At 59.7% G+C, this 26,255-nt stretch carries 22 protein-coding genes; 8 read left to right on the forward strand and 14 right to left on the reverse strand.

Features of this window, described 5'->3' with window-relative positions; all coding sequences use genetic code 11:
* Positions 1-56: 56 nt before the first annotated feature.
* The 3 genes from hydA to HER32_RS16325 all read right to left on the reverse strand — a co-directional run bounded on the left by hydA (position 57) and on the right by HER32_RS16325 (position 4,531).
* Positions 57-1,433, reverse strand: a complete 1,377-nt coding sequence (gene hydA / locus HER32_RS16315; protein WP_168682624.1) for a dihydropyrimidinase — start codon at positions 1,431-1,433, stop codon at positions 57-59.
* A 170-nt stretch (positions 1,434-1,603) separates the two neighbouring features.
* Positions 1,604-2,956 (reverse strand): aminotransferase class III-fold pyridoxal phosphate-dependent enzyme, encoded by a 1,353-nt coding sequence (locus HER32_RS16320; protein WP_168682625.1) that lies wholly within the window; start codon positions 2,954-2,956, stop codon positions 1,604-1,606.
* 102 nt (positions 2,957-3,058) lie between these two features.
* A complete protein-coding gene (locus tag HER32_RS16325; protein ID WP_168682626.1) occupies positions 3,059-4,531 on the reverse strand; it encodes a CoA-acylating methylmalonate-semialdehyde dehydrogenase in 1,473 nt (490 codons plus the stop codon).
* A gap of 437 nt (positions 4,532-4,968) precedes the next feature.
* On the opposite strand from HER32_RS16325, the gene HER32_RS16330 reads away from it, so the two are divergent.
* Complete coding sequence (locus HER32_RS16330) at positions 4,969-5,307, forward strand: hypothetical protein (RefSeq protein ID WP_197748846.1); 339 nt, start codon at positions 4,969-4,971, stop codon at positions 5,305-5,307.
* Positions 5,308-5,414: 107 nt separating this feature from the next.
* Here HER32_RS16330 and HER32_RS16335 read toward each other — a convergent pair whose 3' ends face one another.
* The 3 genes from HER32_RS16335 to HER32_RS16345 all read right to left on the reverse strand — a co-directional run bounded on the left by HER32_RS16335 (position 5,415) and on the right by HER32_RS16345 (position 9,597).
* Positions 5,415-6,287, reverse strand: a complete 873-nt coding sequence (locus HER32_RS16335) for an alpha/beta hydrolase (RefSeq protein ID WP_168682627.1) — start codon at positions 6,285-6,287, stop codon at positions 5,415-5,417.
* An 82-nt stretch (positions 6,288-6,369) separates the two neighbouring features.
* Positions 6,370-7,215 (reverse strand): pseudouridine synthase, encoded by an 846-nt coding sequence (locus HER32_RS16340; RefSeq protein ID WP_168682628.1) that lies wholly within the window; start codon positions 7,213-7,215, stop codon positions 6,370-6,372.
* Positions 7,216-7,524: 309 nt separating this feature from the next.
* Positions 7,525-9,597: a vWA domain-containing protein gene (locus tag HER32_RS16345; RefSeq protein ID WP_232066289.1), complete on the reverse strand. Its 2,073-nt coding sequence runs from the start codon at positions 9,595-9,597 to the stop codon at positions 7,525-7,527.
* Between the two features lie 178 nt (positions 9,598-9,775).
* Between HER32_RS16345 and HER32_RS16350 the strand changes: the two genes are divergently transcribed.
* A complete protein-coding gene (locus tag HER32_RS16350; protein ID WP_168682629.1) occupies positions 9,776-10,954 on the forward strand; it encodes an energy transducer TonB in 1,179 nt (392 codons plus the stop codon).
* Positions 10,955-11,565: 611 nt separating this feature from the next.
* On the forward strand, positions 11,566-12,048 hold the full coding sequence (locus HER32_RS16355) for a hypothetical protein (RefSeq protein WP_168682630.1): 483 nt from the start codon (positions 11,566-11,568) through the stop codon (positions 12,046-12,048).
* A gap of 51 nt (positions 12,049-12,099) precedes the next feature.
* On the opposite strand, the gene HER32_RS16360 is transcribed toward HER32_RS16355, so the two are convergent.
* From HER32_RS16360 to HER32_RS16370, 3 genes are all read right to left on the reverse strand, one after another.
* A complete protein-coding gene (locus tag HER32_RS16360; protein WP_168682631.1) occupies positions 12,100-12,780 on the reverse strand; it encodes a YiiX family permuted papain-like enzyme in 681 nt (226 codons plus the stop codon).
* 169 nt (positions 12,781-12,949) lie between these two features.
* The gene (gene fabG / locus HER32_RS16365) at positions 12,950-13,699 is read right to left on the reverse strand and encodes a 3-oxoacyl-[acyl-carrier-protein] reductase (protein WP_149072453.1); all 750 of its coding nucleotides are present in this window, start codon (positions 13,697-13,699) and stop codon (positions 12,950-12,952) included.
* Between the two features lie 63 nt (positions 13,700-13,762).
* Entirely contained in the window at positions 13,763-14,506 is a 744-nt protein-coding gene (locus HER32_RS16370; RefSeq protein ID WP_168682632.1) for a tetratricopeptide repeat protein, read from the reverse strand.
* A 149-nt stretch (positions 14,507-14,655) separates the two neighbouring features.
* Between HER32_RS16370 and HER32_RS16375 the strand changes: the two genes are divergently transcribed.
* The gene (locus HER32_RS16375; RefSeq protein WP_168682633.1) at positions 14,656-15,897 is read left to right on the forward strand and encodes a geranylgeranyl reductase family protein; all 1,242 of its coding nucleotides are present in this window, start codon (positions 14,656-14,658) and stop codon (positions 15,895-15,897) included.
* Positions 15,898-16,158: 261 nt separating this feature from the next.
* On the opposite strand, the gene HER32_RS16380 is transcribed toward HER32_RS16375, so the two are convergent.
* Positions 16,159-16,833 carry a tetratricopeptide repeat protein gene (locus HER32_RS16380; protein WP_168682634.1) on the reverse strand — a complete coding sequence of 225 codons (675 nt, stop codon included), beginning with the start codon at positions 16,831-16,833 and terminating at the stop codon, positions 16,159-16,161.
* A gap of 245 nt (positions 16,834-17,078) precedes the next feature.
* On the opposite strand from HER32_RS16380, the gene lpdA reads away from it, so the two are divergent.
* Entirely contained in the window at positions 17,079-18,473 is a 1,395-nt protein-coding gene (gene lpdA / locus HER32_RS16385; protein WP_197748847.1) for a dihydrolipoyl dehydrogenase, read from the forward strand.
* A gap of 99 nt (positions 18,474-18,572) precedes the next feature.
* Here the strand turns inward: lpdA and HER32_RS16390 are convergent, their stop codons facing one another.
* The 4 genes from HER32_RS16390 to argB form a co-directional block, all read right to left on the reverse strand.
* The gene (locus tag HER32_RS16390) at positions 18,573-19,103 is read right to left on the reverse strand and encodes a TetR/AcrR family transcriptional regulator (RefSeq protein ID WP_149072457.1); all 531 of its coding nucleotides are present in this window, start codon (positions 19,101-19,103) and stop codon (positions 18,573-18,575) included.
* Positions 19,104-19,320: 217 nt separating this feature from the next.
* Positions 19,321-20,622 carry an argininosuccinate lyase gene (argH, locus tag HER32_RS16395; protein ID WP_168682635.1) on the reverse strand — a complete coding sequence of 434 codons (1,302 nt, stop codon included), beginning with the start codon at positions 20,620-20,622 and terminating at the stop codon, positions 19,321-19,323.
* 190 nt (positions 20,623-20,812) lie between these two features.
* Entirely contained in the window at positions 20,813-21,883 is a 1,071-nt protein-coding gene (locus HER32_RS16400; RefSeq protein WP_168682636.1) for a M20 family metallo-hydrolase, read from the reverse strand.
* Positions 21,871-22,653, reverse strand: a complete 783-nt coding sequence (gene argB, locus HER32_RS16405; RefSeq protein ID WP_168682637.1) for an acetylglutamate kinase — start codon at positions 22,651-22,653, stop codon at positions 21,871-21,873. The genes HER32_RS16400 and argB overlap by 13 nt, the downstream gene beginning before the upstream one ends.
* Positions 22,654-23,253: 600 nt before the next feature.
* Here argB and HER32_RS16410 point away from each other — a divergent pair.
* From HER32_RS16410 to argC, 3 genes are all read left to right on the forward strand, one after another.
* Positions 23,254-23,823, forward strand: a complete 570-nt coding sequence (locus HER32_RS16410) for a GNAT family N-acetyltransferase (protein ID WP_168682638.1) — start codon at positions 23,254-23,256, stop codon at positions 23,821-23,823.
* A 120-nt stretch (positions 23,824-23,943) separates the two neighbouring features.
* Positions 23,944-25,134, forward strand: a complete 1,191-nt coding sequence (gene argG, locus HER32_RS16415; RefSeq protein ID WP_168682639.1) for an argininosuccinate synthase — start codon at positions 23,944-23,946, stop codon at positions 25,132-25,134.
* A complete protein-coding gene (argC, locus tag HER32_RS16420) occupies positions 25,124-26,104 on the forward strand; it encodes an N-acetyl-gamma-glutamyl-phosphate reductase (RefSeq protein ID WP_168682640.1) in 981 nt (326 codons plus the stop codon). Before argG ends, argC begins: the two co-directional genes overlap by 11 nt.
* The last annotated feature ends 151 nt before the right edge of the window (positions 26,105-26,255 follow it).

Consider the following 26,255-nt stretch of genomic DNA (forward strand, 5'->3'; position numbering starts at 1 on the left):
GGGTTTAAAGTTTTGGGTTTGAAGTCCGATTCAACTCGAAACGCTAAACCCGAAACTCAAAACTGAACCCGCCCGCGACGAATGAAGCGGCCGTATCCTTTAGAAACCCTTGTTTCGCCTGCATCTACGGCTACCTGGCCGCGTAGCAACACCGTGTCGATTTTGCCGGTTAGCTCCCAGCCTTCGTAGCCGGAGTAGTCGCAGTTCATGTGGTGGGTTTCGGCCGAGATGGTGTGCTTTTTTCGGGGGTCGATGAGGATAAGGTCGGCGTCGGCGCCGATGCTGATGGTGCCTTTGCGCGGAAACATGCCGAAGATTTTGGCGGCGTTGGTGCTGGTTACTTCCACGAACTTTTGCGGGCTGATGCGGCCCTTCATCACACCCTCGGAAAACAGCAGCTCCATGCGGTGCTCAATGGCCGGGTGCCCATTCGGAATCTTCGAAAAGTCGTCGGCGCCCATTTTCTTCTGCTCCCACATAAACGGGCAGTGGTCGGTGCCTACCACCTGCACCAGCCCCTGGTTGATGCCGGCCCAGAGCGTGGTCTGGTCCTTTTTCTCCCGCAGCGGCGGCGACATTACCCACTTGGCCCCCTCAAAGTCGTCCCCATAGAGTGAGGCATCCAGCAGCAGATATTGGATGCAGGTTTCTACGAACACCCGCTGGTTGCGCTCCGTAGCCCGGCGCACTTGGTTGAGCGCACCCTCGCAGGTAAGGTGCACGATGTAGCTATTCACCCCGGTGTAGTTGGCAATGTCGGCGAAGCGGCCCGAGGCTTCCGCCTCGGTTACTTCGGGCTGGGAAAGGTAGTGGTAGCGGGGCGTGAGCTTGCCTGCGGCCCGGTGTTGGGCAATGAGCGTGTCAATCATGTCGCCGTTGGTGGCGTGAGCCGTGACGAGGCCGCCGTGCTTTTTCACTTCCTGCATCAGCCCTACCATCTGCGCGTCGTCAATCATGAGTGCGCCCTTGTAGGCCATGAAGGTCTTGAAGGACGTGATGCCCTCGGCCACCATGTCCTTGATTTCCTCCTTGGTGCTGGGGTTGAAGTCCGTCACGGCCATGTGGAAGGAGTAGTCGCCCACGGCCGTGCCGGTGGCGCGCCCTTGCCATTCGGTGAGGGCTTCGCGCAGGCTGTGGCCCTGCTTCTGCAGCACAAAGTCGATAACCGTGGTGGTGCCGCCGTGTAGGGCAGCGCGGGTGCCGGTTTCGTGCGTATCGGAGCTGAACGTGCCCATGAATGGCATGTCCAAGTGCACGTGTGGGTCGATGCCGCCGGGCATCACCAGCTTGCCGGTAGCATCGATTATCTCGTCGGCCTGCACGGGCAGGTTTTTGCCGATGGCCACAATGGTTTCGCCCTCCACCAGAATGTCGCACACACTGTCGGAGTCGGCGGTTATCACGCGACCATTCCGGATAAGCAAAGACGCCATGCCGTAGAAGAAAAGGGGAGTGGTTTAAAAAGAAAATGTACCGCTTCGGCTTCGGAAAAGCAAATAAGCCGCGCCAGGCTTTCGTAGAAAAAGCCTTAAAGGACAACGAAATAGAAAGAAGGCGCTACGCCGGAAGCAGCCTCGGCAGGCAGCAGGCCCTGGTACTCGGATTACTGCACGTACTCGTCGGCCACGGCAATGGCCTGTGAGATGATGTCCAGCCCTTCGTCGAGCTCCTCCTTGGTTATGCTCAGCGGGGGCGCTACGAAAATGTAGTTCCAGCGCACGAAGGTGTACATGCCTAGTTCCTTGATTTTGGCCGCCACTTTGTTCATGATTTCCATCTGTTGCGGGGCCGCGTTCCAGGGTGCCATGGGCTCTTTGGTCTGACGGTTTTTCACCAGTTCAATGCAGCCAAACAAGCCCGTGTTGCGCCAGTCGCCGATGCTGGGGTGCTGGCCCATCAGGTCGCACATGCGCGCGTCGAGGTGCTTGCCCAGCGTGACGGTATTTTCGAGCAGATTATCTTGCTCGTAGATGTCCAGTACGGCCACGGCGGCGGCGCAGGAAACGGGGTGGGCCGAGTAGGTGAGGCCCAGGGGCAGGGGCTTGTCGTCGAAGGATTTGGCTATGGCTTCATCCACCATCACCGCGCCCAGGGGCAGGTAGCCGGCCGTGATACCCTTGGCCATGCACATTAAATCCACCTTCACGCCGTGGTGGTCGGAGCCAAACCACTTGCCCGTGCGCCCAAAGCCGCTCATTACCTCATCGGCCACCAGCAGGATGCCGTACTTGTCGCAGATGGCGCGCACCCGCTGCCAGTAGGTAGGCGGGTACTTAATGCAGCCCGACGTGCCCGACTCGCCTTCCAGAATGATGGCGGCCACGCTGCCCGGGTTTTCATACTGAATGATGCGCTCCATGGCCGCCGCGGCCCGCTCGGCGCACTCTTCCGGCGTGCTGCTGTACCAGGGGCAGCGGTAGAAATACGGGTTTTCGACGTGCACCACGCCCGGCATGGCTTGGGAGTCGACGGCGAACTTGCGCGGGTCGCCGCCAGCGCTGATGGCTCCGTACGAAGCCCCGTGAAACGACTGGTACAGCGTGACAATCTTGTGGCGGCCGGTGTACACGCGGGCCAGCTTGATGGCGTTTTCAATGGCCTCGGCCCCGCCCAAGGTGAAGAAGGCCTTGGTCAGGTTGGCTGGCGTAATTTCCGCCAGTTTCCGTCCCAAATCACCGCGGGCCTTGGTAATCATGCCGGGATATACGTAGCTCAACTCCCGCATCTGGGCTGCTACGGCCTCGGTCACGCGCTGGTCGCCGTGCCCGATGTTCACGTTCATCAGCTGGGAGGAAAAGTCGATGTAGCGTTTGCCGTCCCGGTCCCACAGATACACCCCTTCGGCCCGCTCGGCGCTTATGGGGCTCAGCCCCGCCTGCTTCGACCAGGAAAAGAGCGTGTGGTCGAGGTTATCCTGCAGGATTTGGTGCTTATCGGTGTCGAAGGTGGTTTCCATGGTTAAGCTGTTAGCTGATAGCTATTCGCTAACAGCTGGTTTATGGTGAATGATTCGCCCTTGGCTAACGGCTGTCAGCCAATAGCTAACAGCATATACAACTCAACTCATCCAGTTCACCCGCGACTCGGGGTTCCACTTGGTGGTGGTTTTCTTGAGCTGGGTCCAGAACTCGATGGAGCTTTTGCCGGTGATGTCGCAGGCTCCAAACTTCGACTCGTTCCAGCCGCCGAAGGAGAACGGCTCCCGCGGCACGGGCACCCCGATGTTCACGCCAATCATCCCGGCGTTGGCGTGGTCCATCACGTAGCGGGCCGAGCTGCCGCTGCTGGTAAATACGGCGGCGGCGTTGCCGTAGGGGTTAGCATTTTCGATGGCCAGGGCCTCGTCCAGGGTGTTGGTGCGCAGGATAGCCAGCACTGGTCCGAATACTTCTTCCTGGGCAATGCGCATAGCGGGCGTCACGTAGTCTACTACCGTGGGGCCTACGTAGTAACCGTCTTCGTGGCCTTCCACGCGGGCGTTGCGGCCGTCGAGCAGGACTTTGGCGCCGGCGGCTTCGGCTTCGGTAATGTGCTTTTCAATACGCTCTTTGGCTTCCTTGCTGATCACGGAGCCCAGGTTTTGGCCGGGCACGATCTTGCGGGCTTCCTCCACAATCTTGGCCACGATATCGTCTACGGCGCCTACGCCCACCATGGTTGAGCCCGCCATGCAGCGCTGTCCCGCGCAGCCCGACATGGACGCGGCCACGTTGGAGGCCGTCATATCGGGGTGGGCATCGGGCAGTACCATCAGATGGTTTTTGGCCCCGCCCAGCGCCACGCAGCGCTTCAAATTCGAAGTAGCGCGGATATACACAACCTTGGCAATCTTGGTAGACCCCACAAACGACACGGCCTGGATAGCCGGATGGTCGCAGATGGCTTCCACAATTTCCCGGTCGCCGTGCACGATGTTGAGCACCCCGTCGGGCAGGCCGGCTTCCTTGAGCAGCTCGGCAATGCGGCCCGCACTCAGCGGCACCACTTCCGAGGGTTTTAGAATCATGGTGTTGCCGAGTACCAGCGCGTTCGGGATGGTCCAGTGGGGCACCATGTTGGGGAAGTTGAAGGGGGCAATGCTGGCCACCACGCCCAGGGGCTTGCGCTCCACCCGGGCTTCCACGCCCTTGCTTACTTCCAGAAACTCGCCCTGAATCAGCTGGGGCATGGAGCAGGCAAACTCGGTTAGCTCAATGGCCTTTTCTACCTCAGCGCGGGCTTCGTCGTAGGTTTTGCCGTTTTCCTCGCGCACCAGCTCGGCCAGGGCCTGCATGTCGCGCTCCAGCAGGGTTTTGTAGCGGTAGAAAATCTGCACCCGCTCTTTAATGGGCGTCGCCGACCACGCTGGGTAAGCCGCCTGGGCGGCCTGCACGGCAGCGTCAAGAGCAGCAGGGCCGCTTAAGGGTACGGTAGAGATGACAGCTCCCGTAAGCGGGCTGTACACATCCAAGGATACCGGCGTTGTGTTCTCCACAAAACGGCCGCCTACATAGTTGCGGATAGCTGGGTATTTTACAGTTTCTACTTCCATATGCCGGTGCTAGTATGTTTCCGCAAGTAATGGGTTTTTACAAAACCTCCTACTGCTGCCAAAATTTAATTTTTCTACCCTACAGCTGTTGGGGTTGCTGTAAGCCACGGAAATAGATCATAGCAGTTGCCTGCGTCCGAACTGTGGCAGTAAGATGTGGTCTGTATTTGGTGCTGTTTTTGGGCTGACGTGTCAATGCTGAAGCCAAAGCTGGGATTGTATAAAATGCTATTTAGCTAATGCTGGGAGCTGGCGAGTTCATTACTGCTCAATTTAAGAAATTGAGTACAGGGTTGCGGTTGGTCGAGGTCTAGCTCTGAAGCTCATCAATATAACAAAATATAGAATATTTATAACCAATAAGTTATTCCTGTACGTACCATAGTCAGGCACCGTGACCGGTCGCAAACCATGTTGTACCAGCCTTACTGATGCATATGAAAAGCAAGAATGAGCACCTCGAAAAAAAGCAAAGTGACTTTGGTGGCCAAGTAGGCGGCGTAAGCGGGCAGCAGCCCGGACCGCATGAAGGACCCGTGCCAGGCGGGGCCGATAACACGCGCGGCGAAAACGTGCCCAGCCGTGAGGGCCACAGCGGCGGGGCAAAAAAAGGCAAGTTAGACCCTAACCTCAAGAGCCCGCAAGGCTCCCACGCCGCTCCCTCAGATGAGCGCGGGGCTGATAGCTCAGACAAGGAGTTTCGCAACAGCCAGCCCAACGACAGCACCTCCCAAGGTTCCGGAAGCGTAGATGGGGCCAACAAAAAGCGGAAGTAGTCCTAAGCGCCAAGAACTTTTTGCGCTTTCCCAATTCCTTAAATTCACCGGCCCGGCCCCTGCCCTCAATCTAGGCGGAGGCCGGGCCGTTGTTGCGAAGAAACAGGCTACTGGCTCAAGTCAGCCGTCAGGAAGGTTTGAATGCGTTGCTGCCACAGCGCGGGATGCTTCACCCAGTAGGGCTCGTGGCCGGAACCGGCAAAGTCCTGACGCTGCTTGGGGCCGCGCAGATGCTGGAAAATAGCATCGGTTTCGGCCCGCGTGACGCGTGGGTCGGCTTCGCCCCACATCAATAGAGTAGGCGTGCTGATGCGCGTAGCAAACTGGGTAGCATCCAGATCAAACGCCCAGAAACCATTCTGCACGCCGCCCCAGAACACCAGCAGGTTGGCTAAGGGGAAGGCCGGGACGCGCAGGGCCGTAAATCGGTTGCGTGCCGTCTGCAGCATGCTGCCGTAGGGGCATTCTACAATGTTGGCTGTCGGTTGCACGCCTAGCTCACTTTCGGCCCGCAAGATGGCCTCGGCACCCATGCTCACGCCGTAGAGCACAATGCGCTGGCCCGGTTGCTGACGCTGCAGCCACTGGAACACGGCACGCACGTCCTCGGCCTCACGGTAGCCCACGGTGCACCGGTTACCCTCGGAGCCACCATTGCCGGCAAAGTCGGTAAGCAAAATGGAGTAGCCAAGCTGGCGGAAATAGGCGGCTTCCGTGAGCTGCGCCGATTTGTTGCTGGTATAGCCGTGAAACAACGCCACCGTGCCGCGCGCTCCGGGCACCGGCGCGTACCAGGCTTCGAGGCGGCCATTGGGGCCCGGCAGGAGCACCGTTTGGTAAGGAAATGTCGGAGTAGCGTAGTTGACGGGTTTGGGGTTAGCCACGCCGGTCAGCAGTACGGCCAGCTTGCGCCAGCCCGTAAGCCGCTCGGGGTGACCGGTGCGGGCCCCGTTTCCGTGGAGAAGTGCGTAAAGCGCCACGCGTGGAAAAAGGCCACGGCGTTCAGGCCAAGCAAGGCCAGTACCCCCGCCAGCAGCCCGATTTTTGTGCGCCGCCGCATGGTTACCGGCCGCGTTTTCCCGCTGAGCGGCCAGTGCCCGGCTTAGGTGCGGCGCCCGGTTTGCTGGCAGTGCCGGGCCGACCGGCTGCACGACCCTTAGCGTGCTTGCCGGCCGCTCTGCTGGTTCCGGCAGCGGCGGGCTTGCGGCCACTGCTTGCGGCTGGGCCTGCTTTTCGGCCGGCGGCTTTCAAGGCTTTGGTGGAAGGGGGGACGCCCCCCGGCCAGAATTCTACTCCTTTCCCGGGCGTTTTGAAGGTGCCGGCTGCCGCGGTCTGGGCCGCCATATCCTCGCGCAGGGCCTGTACCTCAGCCGTCGTCAGTTCACGCCACTGGCCAGGCTGTAGCTTCTCCACGTTCAAATCAGCAATGCTGACGCGCACGAGGCGCAGGGTGGGGAAGCCGACGGCCGCCGTCATTTTGCGCACCTGCCGGTTCATGCCCTGCGAAATGCGAATCTGCACCCAGCTGGTGGGGATGTTGGCCCGGAAGCGAACGGGCTTGCTTCGTTCCCAGAGCACGGGGGCTTCGGGTAGCAATTCTACCTCGGCCGGGGAGGTGTAGCCGGTTTTCAGGTCTACGCCGCGCCGCAGGTTTTCCAGGGCCGCCTCGGTAGGTATGCCCTCTACCTGCGCCCAGTAGGTTTTGGGCACTTTAAACCGCGGCTCCGACAGGCGGTGCTGGAGCTGCTTGTCGTCGGTGAGCAGCACCAGGCCTTCGGAGTCGAAGTCGAGGCGGCCGACGGGGTAGATGTTGGGAATCTGCACGAAATCCTTGAGCGTCTGCCGGCCGGTTTCGTCGGTAAACTGCGTGAGGACTTCGTAGGGTTTGTTGAGCAGGACGTAGCGCATGGCGCAAAGGTACCAAGGGATAAGCCAACCCACCGCGGCTTATTCTTCTCCCGGACCAGCAGCAGAAAGCAGCGGCCCGCGCAGTGGATTTTGCTTTCGGTTTTCCGGATGCTGTAAAACCCGAAAGCAAAATCCACTACGCAATTGCTTCACCTTTTTAACATTCTTTAAAAAGGTAAAGCAAAATCCACCACGCAGTTGCTTTACGTTTTTGACACACTCCAAAAACGTAAAGCAGCTGCGTGGTGGGAAACCGGGCTGGACGACGGTGCCCCGGGGACAGGTTAGTCCGGCTTCGCGGCTACCGGCTTATATTCCGCCAGAGTACTTGCGGGCTGCCCATTCGGCCGTTACCAGGGCCAGGAGCAGGAAAAAGAGCCATTTCAGGTTGATGAGCTCCTTTAAGTCTTCCTGCTCGTAGATGACGGGCTTGTAATTGGCCTTTAGGATATCCTGCCCAAGCTGGGCAAACTGCTGCGGATAATAGAGGCGCGAGCCGCTCCGGCGGGCCAGCTGGTGCAGCAGGTTGTGGTCGGCGCGGGCATCCAGGGCTTCGAGCTGCTGCTTCTGTACCAGCAGCTCCCCGGCATCCTGCTGGGGCTGGCCACCCAGGGTGGCGCGGGCCTGGTAGCGGTAGAGGCCCCCGGCCAGTGGGCCGAGGTGCAGCGGGGCGCCATCCTCAGTAGGGACAAAGCGGAAGGTGCGCGTCTGTTTTTGCTCGTCGGTGAGCGTGAGTATGACGGGCTGACCGTACACCCGCTCAAATACCGCGTTGTAGGTTTCCGCGCCCAGGGTCACGTCGTCCTGGGTGGTGAAGTCGTCCTGGGTGGGGTACACATCGAGGCGCTTTTTGTTGGCATTCTGGGTGAGCAGCTGCAGCGTGCGGATGATCAGCCGGTCGTAGGCTTCGGGGCGGGCATCGTGCTCCACGGCTTCCTGCAGACGCCACTGCCAGCTGCCATCGGTGAGCAGCGTGGCCTGTTTTTGCTGGGGCGAGCCGCCAAAGACCAGCAAGGGACGTTGTGTTTTCAGGCGGCCTACCTGCTGCCAAAGCGCCGCTTCGGCTGCTCCGCTCAAGCTAAACTGCCCGAAGGGCACCGGCGCGGGCGGGTATTCCGCAAAGCGGCGCAAAGCGTCTTCCTCAAAGGTGAAGCGGGCAAAGGCTGGGTTCGGAACGGGGGTTACCTCATCGGTCTGGCCGCCGCGTGGCTGCACCGTAAGCCCGGTTTGCAGGCGGTTGTAGGCTGCCAGGTCCGACTGCGCGCCCAGCACGAACAGGGTCGGCACGCGGCGGTTGCGCACTTGGGCCAGCAGCTCTCCTCCCAGGTTTCCCTGGGCGGGCAGCTGGTGCAGAATGGCCACGTCGTAGGTGGGGGCGGGCAGCCCGCCAATGCCGGGCAGGTACGTGATTAGCTCGAAGTTATTGTTCTGGAGAATGGCCGCCCGCAGGGCCTTCAGGTCGGGGTGGGGGGCGGCGCCGGCCAACAGCACCCGCAGCTTGCCCTTCACCACGTCGATGTAAGCCGTTTTTTGGTTATTGAGGGAGGTGAACTCCCCGGGCTGCCGCTCAATCAGTACTTCGTAGCGGCGTTTGCCGGGCGCGGGCGCGGTGAGCAGAAACGTGGTTTTGGTCCTTCGGCCATTCGCTGGCAGCGTTACCCGGCGGGTTTGCAGCACCCGGCCGTTTTCGCGCACCTGCACCGTGGCGGGGCTGCCCCCAAAGCCTTCGTAGCCGATTTCAACTTCCAGCGGGAAGCGGTTGCCGCTGAAGGCGACGCGGTTGTAGGTGAGATTGGATAGGCTAAGGTCTTTCTTGGGCAGGGTGTCGCCCACGCCCACGGCGTAAACCGGGAAACGATACTCCGAATATACCGGCGAGCGGCCTTGGTTGACGATACCATCCGAGACCAGGACCACGCCCGCCAGATTGCGCCCGTCGTAGGCGTCGCCGACAGTGGAGAGCAGTCCGTCGAGGTTAGACGTAGCGGCCGTGAAGCGCAGCGAATCGGGGGAGCTAAGGTGGGTGGGCTGGCTGAGGGGGCGCGTTTCTACCCGAAAGCCGCGCTCCGTAAGGGTTTGGGTAAGCTGCTGCAAGCCCCGGGTAGCCTGGGAAAGCACTGCGCCCGGCGTAAACAGCCCCACCGACTGCGAGTCATCCACGGCCAGCACCACAGTGGGCTTTTCGGTGGTGGTGGTGGTGGTTTTGAGGAAGGGTGAGAGGAGCAGGAAGCACAGAAAGCTTACGACGGCAAAGCGGATAAAGGCTAGGACGTAGTTTAGCGGCCGGCCCCAGGGCGCTTTGGCCGAGTACAGCAGGACGGCATAGCCCGCGCCTACCAGCAGGCACACCAAGATAAACCAGGGAGAAGCAGAGAAGATCAACAGCGGAAGGGAATAGCGGCTGCACCAAGAACCCCAAGCAGCGCCGTAGGGTTGCGCAGGCGAGCAGAACAGGGTGGGAGCGAAGGTAGCAAGATGGCGGCGGACAAGCAGGTAAAAAAGAATTGCTTACTTAGGTCACTTGTTTATTAGCGCCCTTAGCGCAGCTTATCCTTGTCGTATGCCTCACTATCTTACTACTGCCCTGGTAGCGTTGGGCCTGACTGCCTCCGCTGTTTCTGTCACCAGCCAGCCAGCTGTCGGAGCTGTGGCTGCTGCGCCGGCTTCGGCGTTGTATCAGCAGGCCCGAACAGCGGCCCGGCAGAACAATGTGCCGGCCGCCCTGCGGCTCCTGAAACGCGCTGTGGCCACCGGCTACTACTCCCCCGAAACGTTGCAGGAAGAGCCTGATTTCGCCGGGCTGAGGACCCTGTCTGCCTGGCCCCGAGTGCTGGCGCAGGCCCGCACCCGCCAGCAGCGCCACGAAGCCCAATTCGACCAGCCCTTACTCGCCCTCATCCGGCAAATCGGCCACCAGGACCAGCAGTTCCGGCGCGTAGCCGCCGAGGCCGACCGCACCTACGGCCCCGACTCTCCGCAGCTGCGGGCCGCTATGCAGCAGCAAAGCACGCTAGATAGCCGTCTGATCCGGCAGGTCGACAGCCTAATTACCGTCCACGGCTACCCAGGCAAATCGTTGGTGGGCGAGTATCAGCAGTCGGTAGCCTTTCTCGTGATTCAGCACAACCCCGACGAGAAGTACCTGCCTCTGCTTACCGCCGCCGCCGACAAGGGCGAGCTTCGCTGGTCGTCGCTGGCCTTGCTGATTGACCGGTTAAGAGTTGAGAAAGGCGAAAAGCAGCTGTACGGCTCCCAGCTCGGTCCCGCCGTCAACGGCCAATATCAGCTCCAGCCTATTGAGGATGAGCCGAACGTGAACACCCGGCGGGCCAAGATCGGGATGGAGCCGCTGGAGGATTACCTGAAGCGTTGGTCTATTTCCTACCAAGTACCCACGGCCAGCCTCAACCCCAACCCGCTGACCCTCTACGTGGCGCCGCGCCCAGTTGTGGAAGAGGAAAAGTCGCCGGTAGAGCTGATTGGCGGCTACGAGGCGCTGTACGCGCAGCTCCAATATCCGGCCGCGGCCCGGCAGCAGCATATTACAGGGCGCGTCACGCTGGAACTGCGCATCGACAAGCAAGGTATTCCCCAGGATGTGACGGTGGTAAAAAGCCTGGGCGGCGGCTGCGACGAAGAAGCCCTGCGCGTCATGCGGGCCGCCCGCTTCCTAAACCACGCTGGCGAAGACCACGAAATCCGGGTTAGTTTGCCGTTTCCTTATGAGAAGGAGAAATAATGAAGTTTTTACAGCTGTTAACTAGGGTGTTCTCGTGGGCTTTGCTGGGAACAGCTTGCCTATATAGCGTAGCATTTTGCAGCGGGGCGTCGGCGTGGAGTATGGATGATAATACCTACTCTAAAGCGGATTTACTAGCACATTACCGCGCCCATCAGCCTCAAATAAGTTCACTGCTAGCGTATTATGATTCCTTGGTTCCTCACAGCCAGCACATCGAAATAGAATTTGAAGAGGGCAGTATAACCCGGCTAGGGTACGGGGCTTCTGGCATCAACTATAAACACTACTCTATTGGAATGCATACACGTGCTACGCTGGATTCAGTAGTACGAAGCTTCGGCTGGAGGCCAGAACAGGTACGAAAGCTCGCGGAAAAACTAAAGCAAGCAGGATGTATTTCTATTCGCAACGGTGAGCCGGCGCAGATAGGGTTCCAGCGTAGTGGCATGAGCCGCTATAGCTACCACGTTTTTAGTTGTTCCTTATCGGATAGTCTGAGAAAAGAATACCAAGGCGTGTGGCTATATCGTTTCGTCTACGATAAGGTCGCTTTGGAAAAGGGAGGCGGCATAACGCAGATGAACCGCTTTCTGGGAAGAAGATGAATAATGCGCGCTTATAAGATGAAGACCTTTCGGTGGCTGGCATATCCGTTGCTGCTTGTTTTAGGCGTTTGCATGGGCTTGTTGGCGACGGCCTATCTTTGGACCCGTAGCGGCCAGCTGCTTGTACCTGGAGAAATAGTGGTGCAGCCTCCACCACAGAATGCTACCTGGTGCTTTCCCAATGCCAGCCTGCGCGGGGCAGTTGCAGTTAGAGCCGCTTTACAGGGCAAGCTACACGCTACCGCCTCTTTCCGCCAGGCGGATAGTTCATTGGTGGCAGCTACAGTTCGCCAGCTAAATAATAGCGCCCACCATGTGTATACGCTGACGCTGCTACGCACCGGAAGAGCACATTATGAGATTTTATCGCAGGGGGATTATGGTGAAACGATGGCCACGGAAGAAGGTACTTTCCAGCTGCATCGGATTCCGATGCGTTACCACGAGAAATACGACAGCCTAGTCCGAGCCCATTTTAATCGATAGATCCAACTACTGGAAGCTGCCCGAGCAACCCGCGGCAGCTTCGGATAGCCGTTACCGCTCCACCACCGTCACCAGCTCCGGGCTTTTCAGCATCTGCACAGGCGAAATCACCCGCTCATCCAAGGGGAGCCGGCGGCCGTACCGCTCGCGTAGTTTGGCTTGTACGGCGGGGTGGGAGAGGTCGAAGTCCCGCAGGCGCTGGAGCTGCCCGATTTCGCGCCCGGTAGCCTGCTGGTACATCTTCCAGAGTAGCTCGGAGCAGTAGATTCGTTCATCGGACCAGCCGAAGTACTGATCGTAGTTTCTGCCGCGATACTGCTGGCCGGCACGTTTGAGGCGGCGCAGGACGGTGGGCGTAAGCACCTGCTCGGCGTCGCGCAGACGCTTCACCACGAAATGCTCGCCTTGGCCGCGCGTAATCCACTTTTCCAGGGGCGTGATGCCTACTGGCTGCACGGCCTCCAGCACCTGCCACTCGCCGCCCTGCCGAAACAGCATCCCGCAGTGGCTGTACGGGGAGTGAGTGGCCAGTTGAATAGCCCGGCTCTGCGCCGACTGCGACGTGTGGAAAATCAAATCACCCTGATGCAGCTTCAAGGATATAAACAGGGTAGTGTACTCGGCCCGCCGCTCTCGTTTTGAGGAGCCCGGGCCGTGCTTCCGGCGCGGGAAGGCCCAGACGGCCAACACCAGCAGCAGAACAGCGAGGATAATGGAAACCGGACGGCGCATGCGGATAATACGAGGAAATAGGGGGTATAGAAAGAACGTCATGCTGAGCCTGGGCGAAGCATCTCTACCGCTGCATCAGAAATTTGCTCTCTGATGGTAGCACGTAAGACGCCTCGGCTAGGCTCAGCATGACGTTCGGGAAAGGCGTACTGATACGGCTAAGCCGCGACTACGTCAGCATGCCGCCGTCTACCTGCAGCACTTGGCCGCTGATGTAGCTGCTGTCGTCGGAGGCCAGGAAGGCGGTGGCTTTGGCCACGTCCTCAGGAGTGCCGCCGCGGCGCAGCGGAATAGCCTTGCGCCACTCGTCTACCACCTTCTGGTCGAGTTCCCCGGTCATTTCCGTTTCAATAAAACCCGGAGCAATGGCGTTGCAGCGGATGTTGCGGGAACCCAGCTCCAGCGCCACCGATTTGGTGAAACCGATAATACCAGCCTTAGAAGCAGCGTAGTTGCTCTGGCCCGCGTTGCCCTTGATGCCTACCACCGAGGTCATGTTCACGATGGAACCAGCTTTGGCGCGCATCATGGGCTTGGTAGCCGCCTTGGTGAGGTTGAACACCGATTTCAGGTTCACGGCTAGTACCTGGTCCCACTGCTGCTCACTCATGCGCATGAGCAGGCCATCCTGCGTGATGCCAGCGTTGTTGACCAGAATATCCAGCTTGCCGAACTCAGCCACTACATCTTCTACCAGCTTTTCGGCCTGGGCATAGTCGGAAGCGTCGGAGCGGAAGCCTTTCACCTTGGTGCCGTGGGCGCCTAGCTCTGTTTCCAGCTGCTGGCCTTTCTCCACGCTGGAGAGGTAGGTGAAAGCCACCTGCGCGCCCAGTTGGGCAAAATGCACCGCAATGGCGCGGCCAATTCCTTTGGAAGCGCCCGTAATGAGGGCCACTTTTCCTTCGAGCGTTTTTGTCATGTGGCGAAGGTAGCCGAAGCGTAGGAACGGGCCAACTTCCGGCACCGGCAAACATGGTCTGGGCTAGTTTTTGGCGTATTTGCGCAGGCTTTTCGCAGCAGCGGGATTCAGCTTCACGGCCTTTTCCAGGTCGCGGCGGGCCTCCTTGGGCTTATAGAGCGAGGCGTAGCTGATGCCGCGGTACTCATAAGCGTCGGCGTAGAGGGAATCAACGGCCAGGGCGCGGGTGAAGTCGGGAATAGCGCCCCGGTAGTTGGCCATCTGCAAGCGGGCCACACCGCGGCTGAAAAAGGCCTCCTTGTCGTTGGGGTTGTAGCGCAGGGATTTCGAGAAGTCCGCAATGGCGGGCGTGTACTGGTCGAGGCGCAGGCGGGTGAGGCCCCGGTTGAAGTAGGCCTCTGCGTTGGTGGGCTCCAGCTTGAGTACGGCATTATAGTCGGCCATGGCCAGCGTGTAGTTTTTTAGCTGACTGTGGGCCTTAGCGCGGCGCAGCAAGGCCTTGGAGTCCTTCGGCATTGTTTTCAGCCGTATGTCCGCCGATTTCACCTGGGCTTTGTAGTCGGCGGCGGTAAGGCGCTTTTCGGCGGGTGCAGCCGAAGCTGCGGTCGGCGGAGCGGTTGCTTCGGGAGCGGGGGTAACAGCAGCGGTGGTAGCGTCGGCTGCCGGTGCTGGTGCAGCCGTTACAGGCGCTGCCGTAGTAGGCAACGCGCGGTTATTGGGGTTCTCCGTTTCGGAGGTGGTGGCGCACTGCGTAGTAAAGGCTAGCAGGCTCACGGCCAGGCCCAGGCGGCGTAAAGTGGTTTGCATATTCGTAGTAGAGAAGGAGCTATTCGCAGAAAATGAAAGAGTTGTGCCTTGTACGGGTACATTCGAGAAATAGCTGCTCTCTGGTGGCCTAACGAACAGTTCAGGTCAGCATCCGAAACCCTGTACCTTCGCTGGCAGAACTGGCAGCTATGAGCGAAGTAGATATCTGTATTTTGGGAGCCGGGCCGGGGGGCGCTACGGCAGCACTGCACCTGGCCAAGGCCGGCCACCGCTGCCTGCTGCTGGACCGCGCCGCCTTCCCCCGCGACAAAGTCTGCGGCGACGCCCTTAGCGGTAAGGTCATCAGCGAGCTGCGCCGCATTGGGGAGGACCTGCCCGCCCGCCTGGCCGCCGAGCCCCAGCAGCTGCCAAGCTGGGGAATTGACTTCTACGCGCCGAATGGGCAGCGCCTGGCCGTCCCGTTCAAGCCCCACTACAACCCGGCCACCGACCGCCCCGCCGGCCACATCAGCAAGCGCATCGACTTCGACAACTTTCTGGTGGAGCAGGTGCGCCAGCAGCCCCTCATCGACTTCCGCGAAAACACCGACGTGGCCCGCCAGCAGCGCCTGCCCGATGGGCGCTGGCAGCTGCTGGCCGCCGATGACACGGCCCTGGCCACTGCCCGCGTGCTGCTGGTGGCCAACGGGGCCCAGTCGGCTTTTGCCCGGCAGATTGGGGGACACCAGCTGGAGCCCGACCACCATTGCGCGGGCCTGCGCGCCTACTACGAGGGCGTAGCGGGGCTGCACCCCGACAACTTCATCGAGCTGCACTTTATCAAGGAGTTTCTGCCGGGCTACCTCTGGGTATTTCCGCTGCCCAATGGGCAGGCCAACGTGGGCGTGGGCATGCTGTCGGCGGCCGTAGCCAAGAAAAAGGTGAAGCTGCGGGAGCGGCTGGATGAAATCCTGGCTACTCACCCGGCCCTGAAAGACCGGTTTGCCCAGGCCCGCCGGCTGGGGCCGGTGCGGGGCTTCGGGTTGCCGCTGGGTTCCCGGCGCCGGCCCCTCTCCGGGGAAGGCTACCTGCTGCTGGGCGACGCGGGCTCCCTGATTGACCCTTTCAGCGGGGAAGGCATCAGCCACGCCATGGTTTCGGGCCGCCACGCCGCCGACTGGGCCGGCCGGGCTCTGGCCGCCCAGGATTTCTCAGCCTCTTTTCTGCGGGGCTACGATAAGGCCGTGTACAACCGCCTCTGGCAGGAGCTGCGCCTGAGCCGGGCCATGCAGCGCCTGCTGCAGTATCCGTGGCTGTTCAACTTCGTGGCCAACCGTGCCGCCCGCAACCCCACCCTGGCTGAAACCATCAGCAACATGTTCCTGGACCTGGACCTGCGGGAACGGCTGCGCCGGCCCAGCTTCTACGTGAAGTTGCTGCTGGGGAAGTGAAAGGCTGTATAGTTGGATGGCTCAATGGTTTTCTGGTTGATTAGTTTTATCCGTCATGTAGGGGCGCAGCCGAAGCAGCTCGCGTGCTAACGTTGTAACAGTAATCCAGAGTCAGGATGCTAGCCGCTGCTTGTCTTTTTATGCAGCTGAAATGCATGATAGTCTAGACTCGTTCAGACCCTTCCCGAGCCGTTACCCAGCAAAAAGGCCCGCCTTAAGAGGCGGGCCTTTTTGTAATTTATCAGTTAGCCATTCAGGCCCTTACTTCTTGCCGTATTTGCGCAGGCTCTTGGCCGCGTCGGGGTTCAGCTTCACGGCCTGCTCCAGGTCGCGCTGGGCTTCCTTGGGCTTGTTGATGGACGCATAGCAGATACCCCGGTACTCGTAGGCATCGGCGTAGGCAGCATCCAGCGAAATGGTCTTGGCGAAGTCGCCGAGGGCCGATTTGAAGTTGCTCATCTGCATTTTGGCCACGCCGCGGGCAAAAAAGGCTTCCTTGTCGTCGGGGCGCAGGCGGAGCACCGACGAAAGGTCGTTCATGGCCAGCTTCGAGTCGTCGTTCTTCAGATAAGCCAGACCGCGGTTGTACAGCGCGTCCACATCACCGGGCTTTAGCTTGAGGGCCGCAGAGTAGTCTTTGATAGCCTCATCGTAAGACTTCAGCTGCAGGTGCGCTTTGGCGCGCGTCATCAGGGCCTCCACGTTCTTGGGGTCGGCCGTGAGAACTTTCGTGGACGTGACAATCTGCGCTTTGTAGTCGGAAGAGGTGAGCTTTTTGGGCGGCAACACCGCCGGATCGACCTTGGTGGGGGCTGCAGCCGGAGCAGCCGACGCGGCTACGGGCGTGGCAACCGGAGCTGTGGTTTGGGCTTGGGCGCCAAAGGCAAGCAAACCTACCAAGGAGCTGGTCAGGAACAGTGGGAACAGGTGCTTCATAGGGCGAGAACGGAAAAACTGAAAATCCAGAAAAATGGTACTTAAGGGAGGAGCGCGGGCGAGAGGGCAATTTTTACGCCAGTTATTTGGCCGGTGCGGAGATTAGCCGGATAACTTTCCCTCTTTATCTTTACCCCGGGTTTGCGAGCAGATGCTTTCAGCCCATTGTCTGTCTTTTTTCAGGAAGACAGTTTTCCTCAAAAGTACGGCAAGAAGGTCTTCTTCCGCAAGCAAATTTCCAACATATGGCATTGCAATTCGACGTGGTCGTGATTGGCAGCGGCCCGGGCGGCTACGTAGCCGCTATCCGGGCTTCGCAGCTAGGTTTGAAAGTAGGCGTGGTGGAGCGGGAGTCGCTCGGCGGCATCTGCCTCAACTGGGGCTGCATTCCCACCAAGGCCCTGCTCAAAAGTGCGCAGGTGTTTGAGTACCTCAACCACGCCGGCGACTACGGCCTGAAGGCTGAAGGCGTGGGCTACGACTTCGGCGCCGTGATTCAGCGCAGCCGCGGCGTGGCCGATGGCATGAGCAAGGGCATCAACTTCCTGTTCAAGAAAAACAAGATTGAGGTGGTGTCCGGCACGGGCAAATTGGTGGCCCCGGGCAAAGTAGAAGTAACCAAGGAAGGCGGCGCCAAGGAAACCGTGGAGGCCAAGCACATCATTCTGGCCACCGGCGCCCGTTCCCGCGAGCTGCCCGCCCTGCCCATCGACGGCAAGAAAATCATTGGCTACCGCCAAGCCATGGTGCTGCCCGAGCTGCCCAAGCGCCTCGTGGTAGTAGGCTCCGGCGCCATCGGCGTAGAGTTTGCCTACTTCTACCGCACCATGGGCTCGGAGGTGACGCTGGTGGAGTATCTGCCGCGCATTGTGCCCGTGGAAGACGAAGAAGTGTCTCGCCAGATGGAGAAATCCTTCAAGAAAATCGGGGTGAACGTGCTGACTTCGGCCGAGGTAACCAAGGTGGATACCAGCGGCGCCGGCTGCACCGTAACCATCAAAACCGCGAAGGGCGACCAGCAAATCGAGTGCGACGTGGTGCTGAGCGCCGCCGGGGTGGTTACCAACCTTGAGAACCTGGGCCTGGAGGAGCTGGGCATCAAGGTGGAGAAAGGCCGCATTATCGTGGACGACTTCTACCAGACCAACGTGCCCGGCGTGTACGCCATCGGCGACATCGTGCCTGGCCCCGCGCTGGCCCACGTGGCTTCGGCTGAGGGCATCATCTGCGTGGAGAAAATTGCCGGCCATCATCCCGAGCCGCTCAACTACCAGAACATTCCCGGCTGCACCTACGCCTCGCCCGAAATTGCCTCCGTGGGCCTCACCGAAGCCGAAGCCAAAAAGCAGGGCTACGACGTGCTGGTGGGCAAGTTCCCCTTCTCGGCCTCGGGCAAAGCCTCGGCCGGCGGCGTGAAGGACGGCTTCGTGAAAGTTATCTTCGACAAGAAGTACGGCGAGTGGCTGGGCGCCCACATGATTGGGGCCAACGTGACGGAAATGATTGCCGAGGTGGTGGTAGCCCGCAAGCTCGAAACCACCGGCCACGAAATCATCAAAGCCGTGCACCCGCACCCCACCATGTCGGAAGCCATTATGGAAGCCGCCGCCGCCGCGTATGGCGAGGTGATTCACCTGTAAAAGTTGCCTCCGCTTAAAACAAGAAGCCCCAACCGTTGCTGCGGTTGGGGCTTCTTCTTGTTTGGGCCGATAAGGGCAGGCCGGCACCTGGCAGCGAGCTTACTGCACCTGGTACTTCTGCTTGATGAAGTCGAGCATTTCCCGCACGTTCTCGTCGGTTTTGTTGGCCTCGATTTTCCAGAGGGCTTCTACCAGAATCAGCAGCAGTTTAGCTTCTTTCTCGGGCTCGGCGTAGCCCAGCTTCTCGAAGGCCTGGCGCAGCAAAGCCGGCACGGGCCGCATAAACCGCTCGTGCTGGCGGCGGGCCATGTCGGAGTCGGCCAGGCGGTACTGCAGCTTCCAGAAGAAGGGTTCTTCTTTCACCAGCTTGTAGGGCAGCTCAATTACGCTGTGGATGAAGGTGAGGGGGTCGGGCTCGTTCAGGCCGCCGCGGTTATCCTCGATAATGCGCTTATAGCCATTCTTCACCACGAACTCCAGTAATTGGTCCTTGGAGCCGAAATGCTTGAAAATAAGGGCTTCCGAAACGCCGGCTGCCTTTGCAATCAGCTGCGTGGACGCATTTTCGAAGCCTTTTTCTCCGAATAGCTGCAAAGCCACCTGAGCAATATGCTGTTTGCGGGTGCTCATGAAAAAATTCAGGTAAGTAAAACGTAATGGTCGAGCTTGGCCGCGGCATTCCGGGGCGTAATAAGCCCGCAAGTTCGGGCTTATCTGCCAAATACGACAGATTTTTTAATCGCAGAGACTTCTCTAGGCGTGAGGTGAGTAAACGCTTGTTAGGAACTATTAGTACAATTGCCGTTAGCCGGTAGGTAGGACAGCCTGCGGTTAGTGCCCGAGCCGCTTATCCCATAAGCCGGCTACCGGCGCGGAAAGCAGCCACCTTCGCCTGGATTTCCTCCAGCCCCAGGTTGTGCACGCTGCCCAGGTGGGTGGTCTGGAACTCCTTGTGCGGGACGTAGGAGCCATCTTCCACGGCCAAACCCACCTGCTTGTAGGCTGTGCGGAAGGGCGTACCGGTCTGGATCAGCTGGTTGATGTTTTCCACCGTGAACACGGCGTCATACTTGGGCTGGTTGAGCAGATTGGGCTTGATGCGCAGCTGGGGCAGGGCAAACAGCACGATGTCGAGGATGTCCAGAAACTGCGTCATCGGCTCGAACAGGATTTCCTTCAGAATCTGGAAGTCGCGGTGGTAGCCGCTGGGCAGGTTGCCGGTGGCCAGCATGAGCGTGTTGGGCAGGGCCTGCAGGGCGTTGCAGCGCGCCCGGATCAGCTCAAACACGTCGGGGTTTTTCTTGTGGGGCATGATGCTGGAGCCGGTGGTGAATTCCTTGGGCAGCTCCACAAAGGCCATGTCCTGCCCGTTGTAGAGCACCAGGTCGTAGCTCATCTTGGCCAGGGTGGCGGCCATGCCGGCCAGGGCAAAGGCCACGGTTTTCTCGGTTTTGCCGCGCAGCATCTGAGCCCCCACGCTGCTGACGGCCAGCTGGCCGAAGCCCATTTCCCGGGTAGTCTGCAGCCGGTCGATGGGGAAGGAAGAGCCGAAGCCCGCGCCCGAGCCCAGGGGGTTTTGGTCGGCTACGGTGTGGGCCGCTTCAAACAACGCCAGGTCCAGCAATAGGTGCTCGGCATAGGCCGAAAACCACAGGCCGAACGAGCTGGGCATGGCCGCCTGAAAGTGCGTGTAGCCCGGCATCAGGTCGGTTTTGTGCACTTCGGCTTTCTGCAACAGCACCTCCACCAACTCCAGGGTTTTGGCCGCCGCGCGCCGGGTGTAGTCTTTCAGAAACAGTTGAATGGCGGTCAGCACCTGGTCGTTGCGGGAGCGGGCGGTGTGGATTTTCTTGCCCGCGTCGCCGTAGTGCTCGGTCAGGTAGGATTCGATTTTGGAGTGCACGTCCTCGAAATCCTCGCCGATGGTGAACGTACCGGCTTCCAGCTGAGCGGCCAGCTCCTGCAGGCCCTGTTGGAGCTGCTGGTTTTCCTCGACAGAAATCAGGCCCGCGCCGACTAGCATGTTGGCCTGGGCCCGGGAGGCCTGCACGTCGAACTGCGCCAGGTACATATCCAGCTCCCGGTCACGGCCTACGGTGAACTGTTCAATCTTCTTATCGACGGCAATGCCTTTGTCCCAGATTTTCATGGTTGAATTAAGCTGTTAGCTGACAGCTGTTCGCTGTTCGCTTATGTTCTCGAAACGTATGCCCAAGGCCTTGCAGGGCGGTTCAGGAGGGTTTTGCGGAAATTTGCGGAAGGAGCCGCACAGCGGCGGAGAAAGTCTTGAAACGGAAGGAGAGCCAACAGCTAATAGCTACCAGCCATCAGCTAACCAATCACAGCTCCAGCCCGTCCAGCAGCTCCACGTACCCTTGCACGCCGGCCCGGATTTCGCTGAGCAGGATGTACTCGTTGGGGGTGTGGGAGCGGGCCGAGTCGCCGGGGCCGATTTTGACGGTGGTGAAGGGCATCATGCTCTGGTCGGAGAGGGTAACGGAGCCGAAGGTACGGCGGCCCAGCGCCATGCCGCGCTGCACCAGCGGGTGCGTGAGCGGAATGCGGGAGGAATTCAGGTGGGTGGAGCGCGGCGTCACGTCGGCCTTAATCTGACCGCGTACAATATCCACGACTTCCTCATTGGTATACAGCTCGTTGGTTCGCACGTCGGCCACGAAGGTGCAGCGGTCGGGCACCACGTTGTGCTGGGTGCCGGCCTGGATCTGCGTAACCGTCAGCTTTACCGGCCCCAGCAGCTCCGACACCCGCTCGAACCGGAACGCACGCAGGCGCTGCACATCGTCGAGGGCTGTATAGAGGGCATTTTCGCCTTCTTCGCGGGCGGCGTGCCCGGTGCGGCCGTGGGCCACGCAGTCGAGCACCACCAAGCCCTTTTCAGCTACGGCCAGGTCCATCTGCGTCGGCTCGCCCACAATGCCCAGGTCAATTTTCGGCAGCAGCGGCAGCAGCCGTCGGATACCGTTCGCGCCCGACACTTCCTCCTCGGCCGTGATGGCGCAGATGAGGTTGTAAGGCAGATTTTCCTGCTCGTGAAAGTGCAGAAACGTGGCCAACAGACTCACCGCCGAAGCCCCGGCATCGTTGCTGCCCAGGCCGGTCAGCTGGTCGCCTTCCACCACCGCGCCGAACGGGTCGTAAGTCCAGGACGCGCCGGGCTTCACGGTGTCGTGGTGGGAGTTGAGCAGGATGGTGGGCTTGGCCGGGTCGAAGTGCTTGGATACGGCCCACACGTTGTTGGCGTCGCGCTGCGGGGTGGCGCCATACTGCGTCAGAAAATCCACCAGCAAATCGGCCGTGCGGTCTTCTTCCCGCGAAAAGGAAGGCGTGCGGATAAGCTCCTGCAGCAGCCCAATGGCCGCCTCGGCCAGCTGTTCGGTTAGCTGCGGCATAGAATCGTTTTTACCGGCTCGTTGATGCGCAGGGCGTTTTCGATAACGACCCGCTCGACGCCGGCTTCCAGGGCGGCAAAGGCATTGTCCAGCTTGGGCACCATCCCGGCCGCAATGACGCCCTCGGCTTTGAGCTGTTGATACTCAGCGGCGGTGATTTGGGGAATGACGGAGGCGTCATCGTTGACATCTCGCAGCACGCCGTCTTTCTCAAAGCAGAAGTGCAGCTCCACCTCGTACTGCGCAGCCAGGGCCTGGGCCAGGGTACTGGCAATGGTGTCGGCGTTGGTGTTGAGCAGCTGGCCCGCGCCGTCGTGGGTGATGGCGCAAAACACGGGCGTTAGGTGCATTTCCAGTAGCTGACCTACGAATGCGGCGTTTACTGCATCGGCCGGCAGGTCGCCCACGAAGCCGTAGTCGATGTCCTTAACGGGGCGCTTCACGGCTTGAATGACGTTGCCATCGGCCCCGGAAAGGCCCAGGGCATTTATGCCTTCTGCCTGCAGGCCGGCCACCACCTGCTTGTTGGTTTTGCCGGCGTAGAACATGGTCACGATGTCGAGCGTGGCGGCGTCGGTGATGCGGCGGCCCTGCACCATCTGGGGCTCAATGCCCAGGTCGCGGAGCATCTGGCTGGCGCCTTTGCCCCCGCCGTGGACCAGCAGCTTGCGGCCCGGCACCTGGGCTAGCTCCCGCAGAAACTGCCGCAGCTGGCGTTCATCGTCAATGATTCCGCCGCCGATTTTAAAAATTTTCAGGCCTTCACGCATACAGTAGGAGGGAGAGGAAAATGGCCATAACGGTACTTTTTTGGCCTAAATCAGTGACTTTTCTGAAGAAAGATTTCAGGAAATACCGCCGGTAGGAATAATCTTTTTTGCCCCAGGAGCGGTAAAGTTTCCAAAAAAAAACATCTAGTATTGCAACGAATTCACGGTTTAAACGATTTAAACCGCGAAACACTCCCTCGCCGCTCCGCGGTAACCGTCATGATTCAACTCTCTGCTATTGCGCTTCTGCGACGACCTTGTCTGGTCGTGCGAATCATGCCAGCTTAACCGCTGGCTGCAATAGTACGTCCGGGTTCCGCCTCTACCGCGAACCGACGCCGGGTCCTCCCTCCGGAGCCCACCCCAAGAGACTCCTCACGAATCAACCGACCTTAGTCCGAGTGTAACTTCTAGTGTGACTTCTTCCGGCCTCCGGCCGGAACGCCCCGCTCCCTGGCCTGCCTGGCCCACCGCCCTTCCGGGTTTTTTCCTGCTTCCGGCCCTGCCGCCGGAGCCCTCAGCAGCCTCGCCTGCATCCTCCTTTTTTCGTCTTTCCGAGTCTGTAGCCGTATAACCCCGGCCACTAACCGAGTCCTGACCATGATTTTACGAGTCGCCAGTGCTGCCGATGCGCAGTATGTGGAAACCCTCTGTCAATGGTATGCCGAGTCCGCCAAAGCGCGGGGTGTGGGTATTGCCAAGCGTGACCCTAACTATCTGATAAAGAAGATGGAAAAGGGTGATTCCATCATCGCCTTTATCGATGACCAGCTAGCCGGTTTCTGCTACATCGAAACCTTCGAGGATGCCAAGTTCGTGGTCAACTCGGGCCTCATTGTGAACACCGAGCTGCGCAAGGAGGGCCTGGGCCGCGCCATCAAGCACCGCGTGTTTGAACTGTCGCGCACCAAATACCCTGCCGCTAAAATCTTCGGTATCACCACCTCCGCGGCCGTGATGAAGATCAACAACGAGCTGGGCTACCGCCCCGTCACCTTCCCCGAGCTTACCCAGTCAGACGACTTCTGGAAGGGCTGCTCCAGCTGCAAAAACTACGGCATTCTGATGGAGAATGAGCGCAAGATGTGCCTGTGCACCGGCATGGTGTACGACAACCTGGACGATAGTTTCAGCCAGCATACCATCGAAATTCTGTCGCAGGAGCGGTAGGGCACCTAGAAGTGAGAAGTCAGAGCTAAGCGTCGTGCTAACGAGCTGCTCTTACGCTCATGTCCGCCTTTCAACTTCTGCTTTCTAAGCTCTAACATCTCAGTTCTAAGCTCTCATTTGATGAAAAAAAAGGTAGTTCTCGCCTATAGCGGCGGTTTGGATACGTCCTATTGCGTTGTGTATCTGACGAAAGAGCTGGGCCTGGAGGTCCACACGGTCATCGTCAACTCGGGTGGCTTCTCGCAGGAGGAGTTGGCCGGCATCGAAAAGCGTGCCTACGAAATGGGCTCCAAGCGCCACGAAGTAATCGATGTGACCGAGCGGTTCTACCAGGAATGCCTGCGCTACCTGCTGGCGGGAAATATTCTGAAAAACGACACGTACCCGCTGAGTGTGAGTGCCGAGCGGATGTTCCAGAGCCTGGCCCTGGCCGAGTACGCCCGCGAAAACAAAGCCGACTACATTGCCCACGGCAGCACCGGGGCCGGCAACGACCAGGTGCGCTTCGACGTGGCATTTTCGGTGATTTCGCCCGACACGGAAATCATTACACCCATCCGCGACCTGGGCCTGTCGCGCCAGCAGGAGATTGAGTACCTGCAGCAGAATGGGGTGGAAATGAGCTGGGAAAAGGCCAAATACTCCATCAACAAGGGCATTTGGGGGACCAGCGTGGGCGGGGTAGAAACGCTGACTTCGCGCCAGGGCTTGCCGGAATCGGCCTGGCCGACCCAGCTGAGCAAGACCGAGCCCCAGGAAATCAGCATCACCTTTGAAGAAGGCGAGCCGGTGGCTTTGAACGGCAAGCAAATGAACCCCGTGGACCTGATTATCGCCCTCAACGAGCTGGCCGGTCAGTACGCCATCGGGCGCGACACCCACGTGGGCGACACGATTCTGGGCATCAAGGGCCGCGTGGGCTTCGAGGCACCCGCACCGCTGATTCTCATTAAAGGCCACCACTTGCTAGAAAAGCACGTTTCCTCGCGCTGGCAGCTGCTGCACAAAGACTACATCGCCAACTGGTATGGCACCTTGCTGCACGAGGCGCAATACCTCGACCCGGTGATGCGCGACATGGAAGCTTTCCTGGAGTCGTCGCAGGCGCGGGTGTCGGGGACGGTATACGTGACCCTGAAGCCTTACCAATTCGAATTGGTGGGTATTGAGTCGGACTTCGACATGATGCAGTCGAAGGTGGCCACCTACGGCGAGGAAAACAATGCCTGGGACTCGCGCGACGCGAAAGGCTTCATCAAGATCTTCAGCAACCAGCTGCGGATTCACGGCTCGTTCAACGATGAACATTAAGGTTGGCATCGTCGGCGGAGCCGGCTACACTGCGGGGGAGCTGATCCGCATTCTGCTGCACCATGCGTACGCGGAGCTGGGCGCCATCGTCAGCTCCTCCAACGCCGGCAACTCGATCTACCAGGTCCACGACGACCTGGTAGGGGAGACGGACCTGGTATTTACCTCGGAGCTGGCTGGTGATGAAGACGTAGTGTTTCTGTGCCTGGGCCACGGCAACTCCAAAGCCTGGCTGACTCAGCACGAACTACCCGAAACGACGCACATCATCGACCTCAGCAACGACTTCCGGTTGGAAGCTGACGCGGAGTTTGAAGGCCGGGAGTTTGTGTACGGGTTGCCGGAGCTGAACCGGAGCCGCATTCAGCAGGCCCAGAGCATTGCCAACCCCGGCTGCTTCGCTACGGCTATCCAGTTGGCCTTGCTGCCGCTGGCCCAGGCGGGTAAGCTGACGGATGATGTGCACGTATCGGCCATTACGGGCAGCACGGGCGCGGGCCAGAGCTTGTCGGAGACAGTGCACTTCTCGTGGCGCACCAACAACGTGTCTATCTACAAGCCGTTCACTCACCAGCATTTGGGCGAGATAGGGGAGAGCCTGGCGCAGCTACAGCCGCAGCTGGAAAGCGCCATGCACTTCATCCCGTACCGCGGCAACTTCTCGCGCGGCATCTTCGCCAGCGTCTATACGCCGTCGGATTTGACCCAGGAGGAAGCGCGGGAGCTGTACCAGCAGTTCTACGCCGATGCGCCTTTCACCACGGTTTCGGATAAGGAAATTCACCTCAAGCAGGTAGTCAACACGAATAAGTGCCTGCTGCACGTGCAGAAATTCGGTAAGCAGCTGCTCATCACTTCGGTTATCGACAACCTGGTGAAGGGCGCTTCGGGCCAGGCAGTGCAGAACTTGAACCTGCTGTTTGGTCTGCCGGAAACGACGGGGCTGAATTTGAAAGCGGGACTGTTTTAACCCATCAGAACGTCATTCCGAGCGTAGCGCAGCGAAGTCGAGGAATCTCGCCTGCTCTGACGTCCAGAATAGCATTGCAACATCAGCACGCGAGATTCCTCGGCAAGCTCGGAATGACGTACTTCTTCTGAGTTATGCCGAGCGTCTCTAA

Origin of the sequence: Hymenobacter sp. BT18 (assembly GCF_012273015.1) — a bacterium.
Lineage (GTDB): Bacteria > Bacteroidota > Bacteroidia > Cytophagales > Hymenobacteraceae > Hymenobacter > Hymenobacter lutimineralis.

Coding starts and splice junctions, on each gene's coding strand:
- argH (WP_168682635.1), bottom strand. CDS start 20,622: ATGAAAATCTGGGACAAAGGCATTGCCGTCGATAAGAAGATTGAACAG.
- lpdA (WP_197748847.1), top strand. CDS start 17,079: ATGGCATTGCAATTCGACGTGGTCGTGATTGGCAGCGGCCCGGGCGGC.
- argB (WP_168682637.1), bottom strand. CDS start 22,653: ATGCGTGAAGGCCTGAAAATTTTTAAAATCGGCGGCGGAATCATTGAC.
- HER32_RS16325 (WP_168682626.1), bottom strand. CDS start 4,531: ATGGAAGTAGAAACTGTAAAATACCCAGCTATCCGCAACTATGTAGGC.
- HER32_RS16350 (WP_168682629.1), top strand. CDS start 9,776: ATGCCTCACTATCTTACTACTGCCCTGGTAGCGTTGGGCCTGACTGCC.
- HER32_RS16410 (WP_168682638.1), top strand. CDS start 23,254: ATGATTTTACGAGTCGCCAGTGCTGCCGATGCGCAGTATGTGGAAACC.
- fabG (WP_149072453.1), bottom strand. CDS start 13,699: ATGACAAAAACGCTCGAAGGAAAAGTGGCCCTCATTACGGGCGCTTCC.
- HER32_RS16340 (WP_168682628.1), bottom strand. CDS start 7,215: ATGCGCTACGTCCTGCTCAACAAACCCTACGAAGTCCTCACGCAGTTT.
- argG (WP_168682639.1), top strand. CDS start 23,944: ATGAAAAAAAAGGTAGTTCTCGCCTATAGCGGCGGTTTGGATACGTCC.
- HER32_RS16320 (WP_168682625.1), bottom strand. CDS start 2,956: ATGGAAACCACCTTCGACACCGATAAGCACCAAATCCTGCAGGATAAC.
- HER32_RS16370 (WP_168682632.1), bottom strand. CDS start 14,506: ATGCAAACCACTTTACGCCGCCTGGGCCTGGCCGTGAGCCTGCTAGCC.
- hydA (WP_168682624.1), bottom strand. CDS start 1,433: ATGGCGTCTTTGCTTATCCGGAATGGTCGCGTGATAACCGCCGACTCC.
- HER32_RS16360 (WP_168682631.1), bottom strand. CDS start 12,780: ATGCGCCGTCCGGTTTCCATTATCCTCGCTGTTCTGCTGCTGGTGTTG.
- HER32_RS16380 (WP_168682634.1), bottom strand. CDS start 16,833: ATGAAGCACCTGTTCCCACTGTTCCTGACCAGCTCCTTGGTAGGTTTG.
- HER32_RS16375 (WP_168682633.1), top strand. CDS start 14,656: ATGAGCGAAGTAGATATCTGTATTTTGGGAGCCGGGCCGGGGGGCGCT.
- argC (WP_168682640.1), top strand. CDS start 25,124: ATGAACATTAAGGTTGGCATCGTCGGCGGAGCCGGCTACACTGCGGGG.
- HER32_RS16400 (WP_168682636.1), bottom strand. CDS start 21,883: ATGCCGCAGCTAACCGAACAGCTGGCCGAGGCGGCCATTGGGCTGCTG.
- HER32_RS16390 (WP_149072457.1), bottom strand. CDS start 19,103: ATGAGCACCCGCAAACAGCATATTGCTCAGGTGGCTTTGCAGCTATTC.
- HER32_RS16355 (WP_168682630.1), top strand. CDS start 11,566: ATGCGCGCTTATAAGATGAAGACCTTTCGGTGGCTGGCATATCCGTTG.
- HER32_RS16330 (WP_197748846.1), top strand. CDS start 4,969: ATGAAAAGCAAGAATGAGCACCTCGAAAAAAAGCAAAGTGACTTTGGT.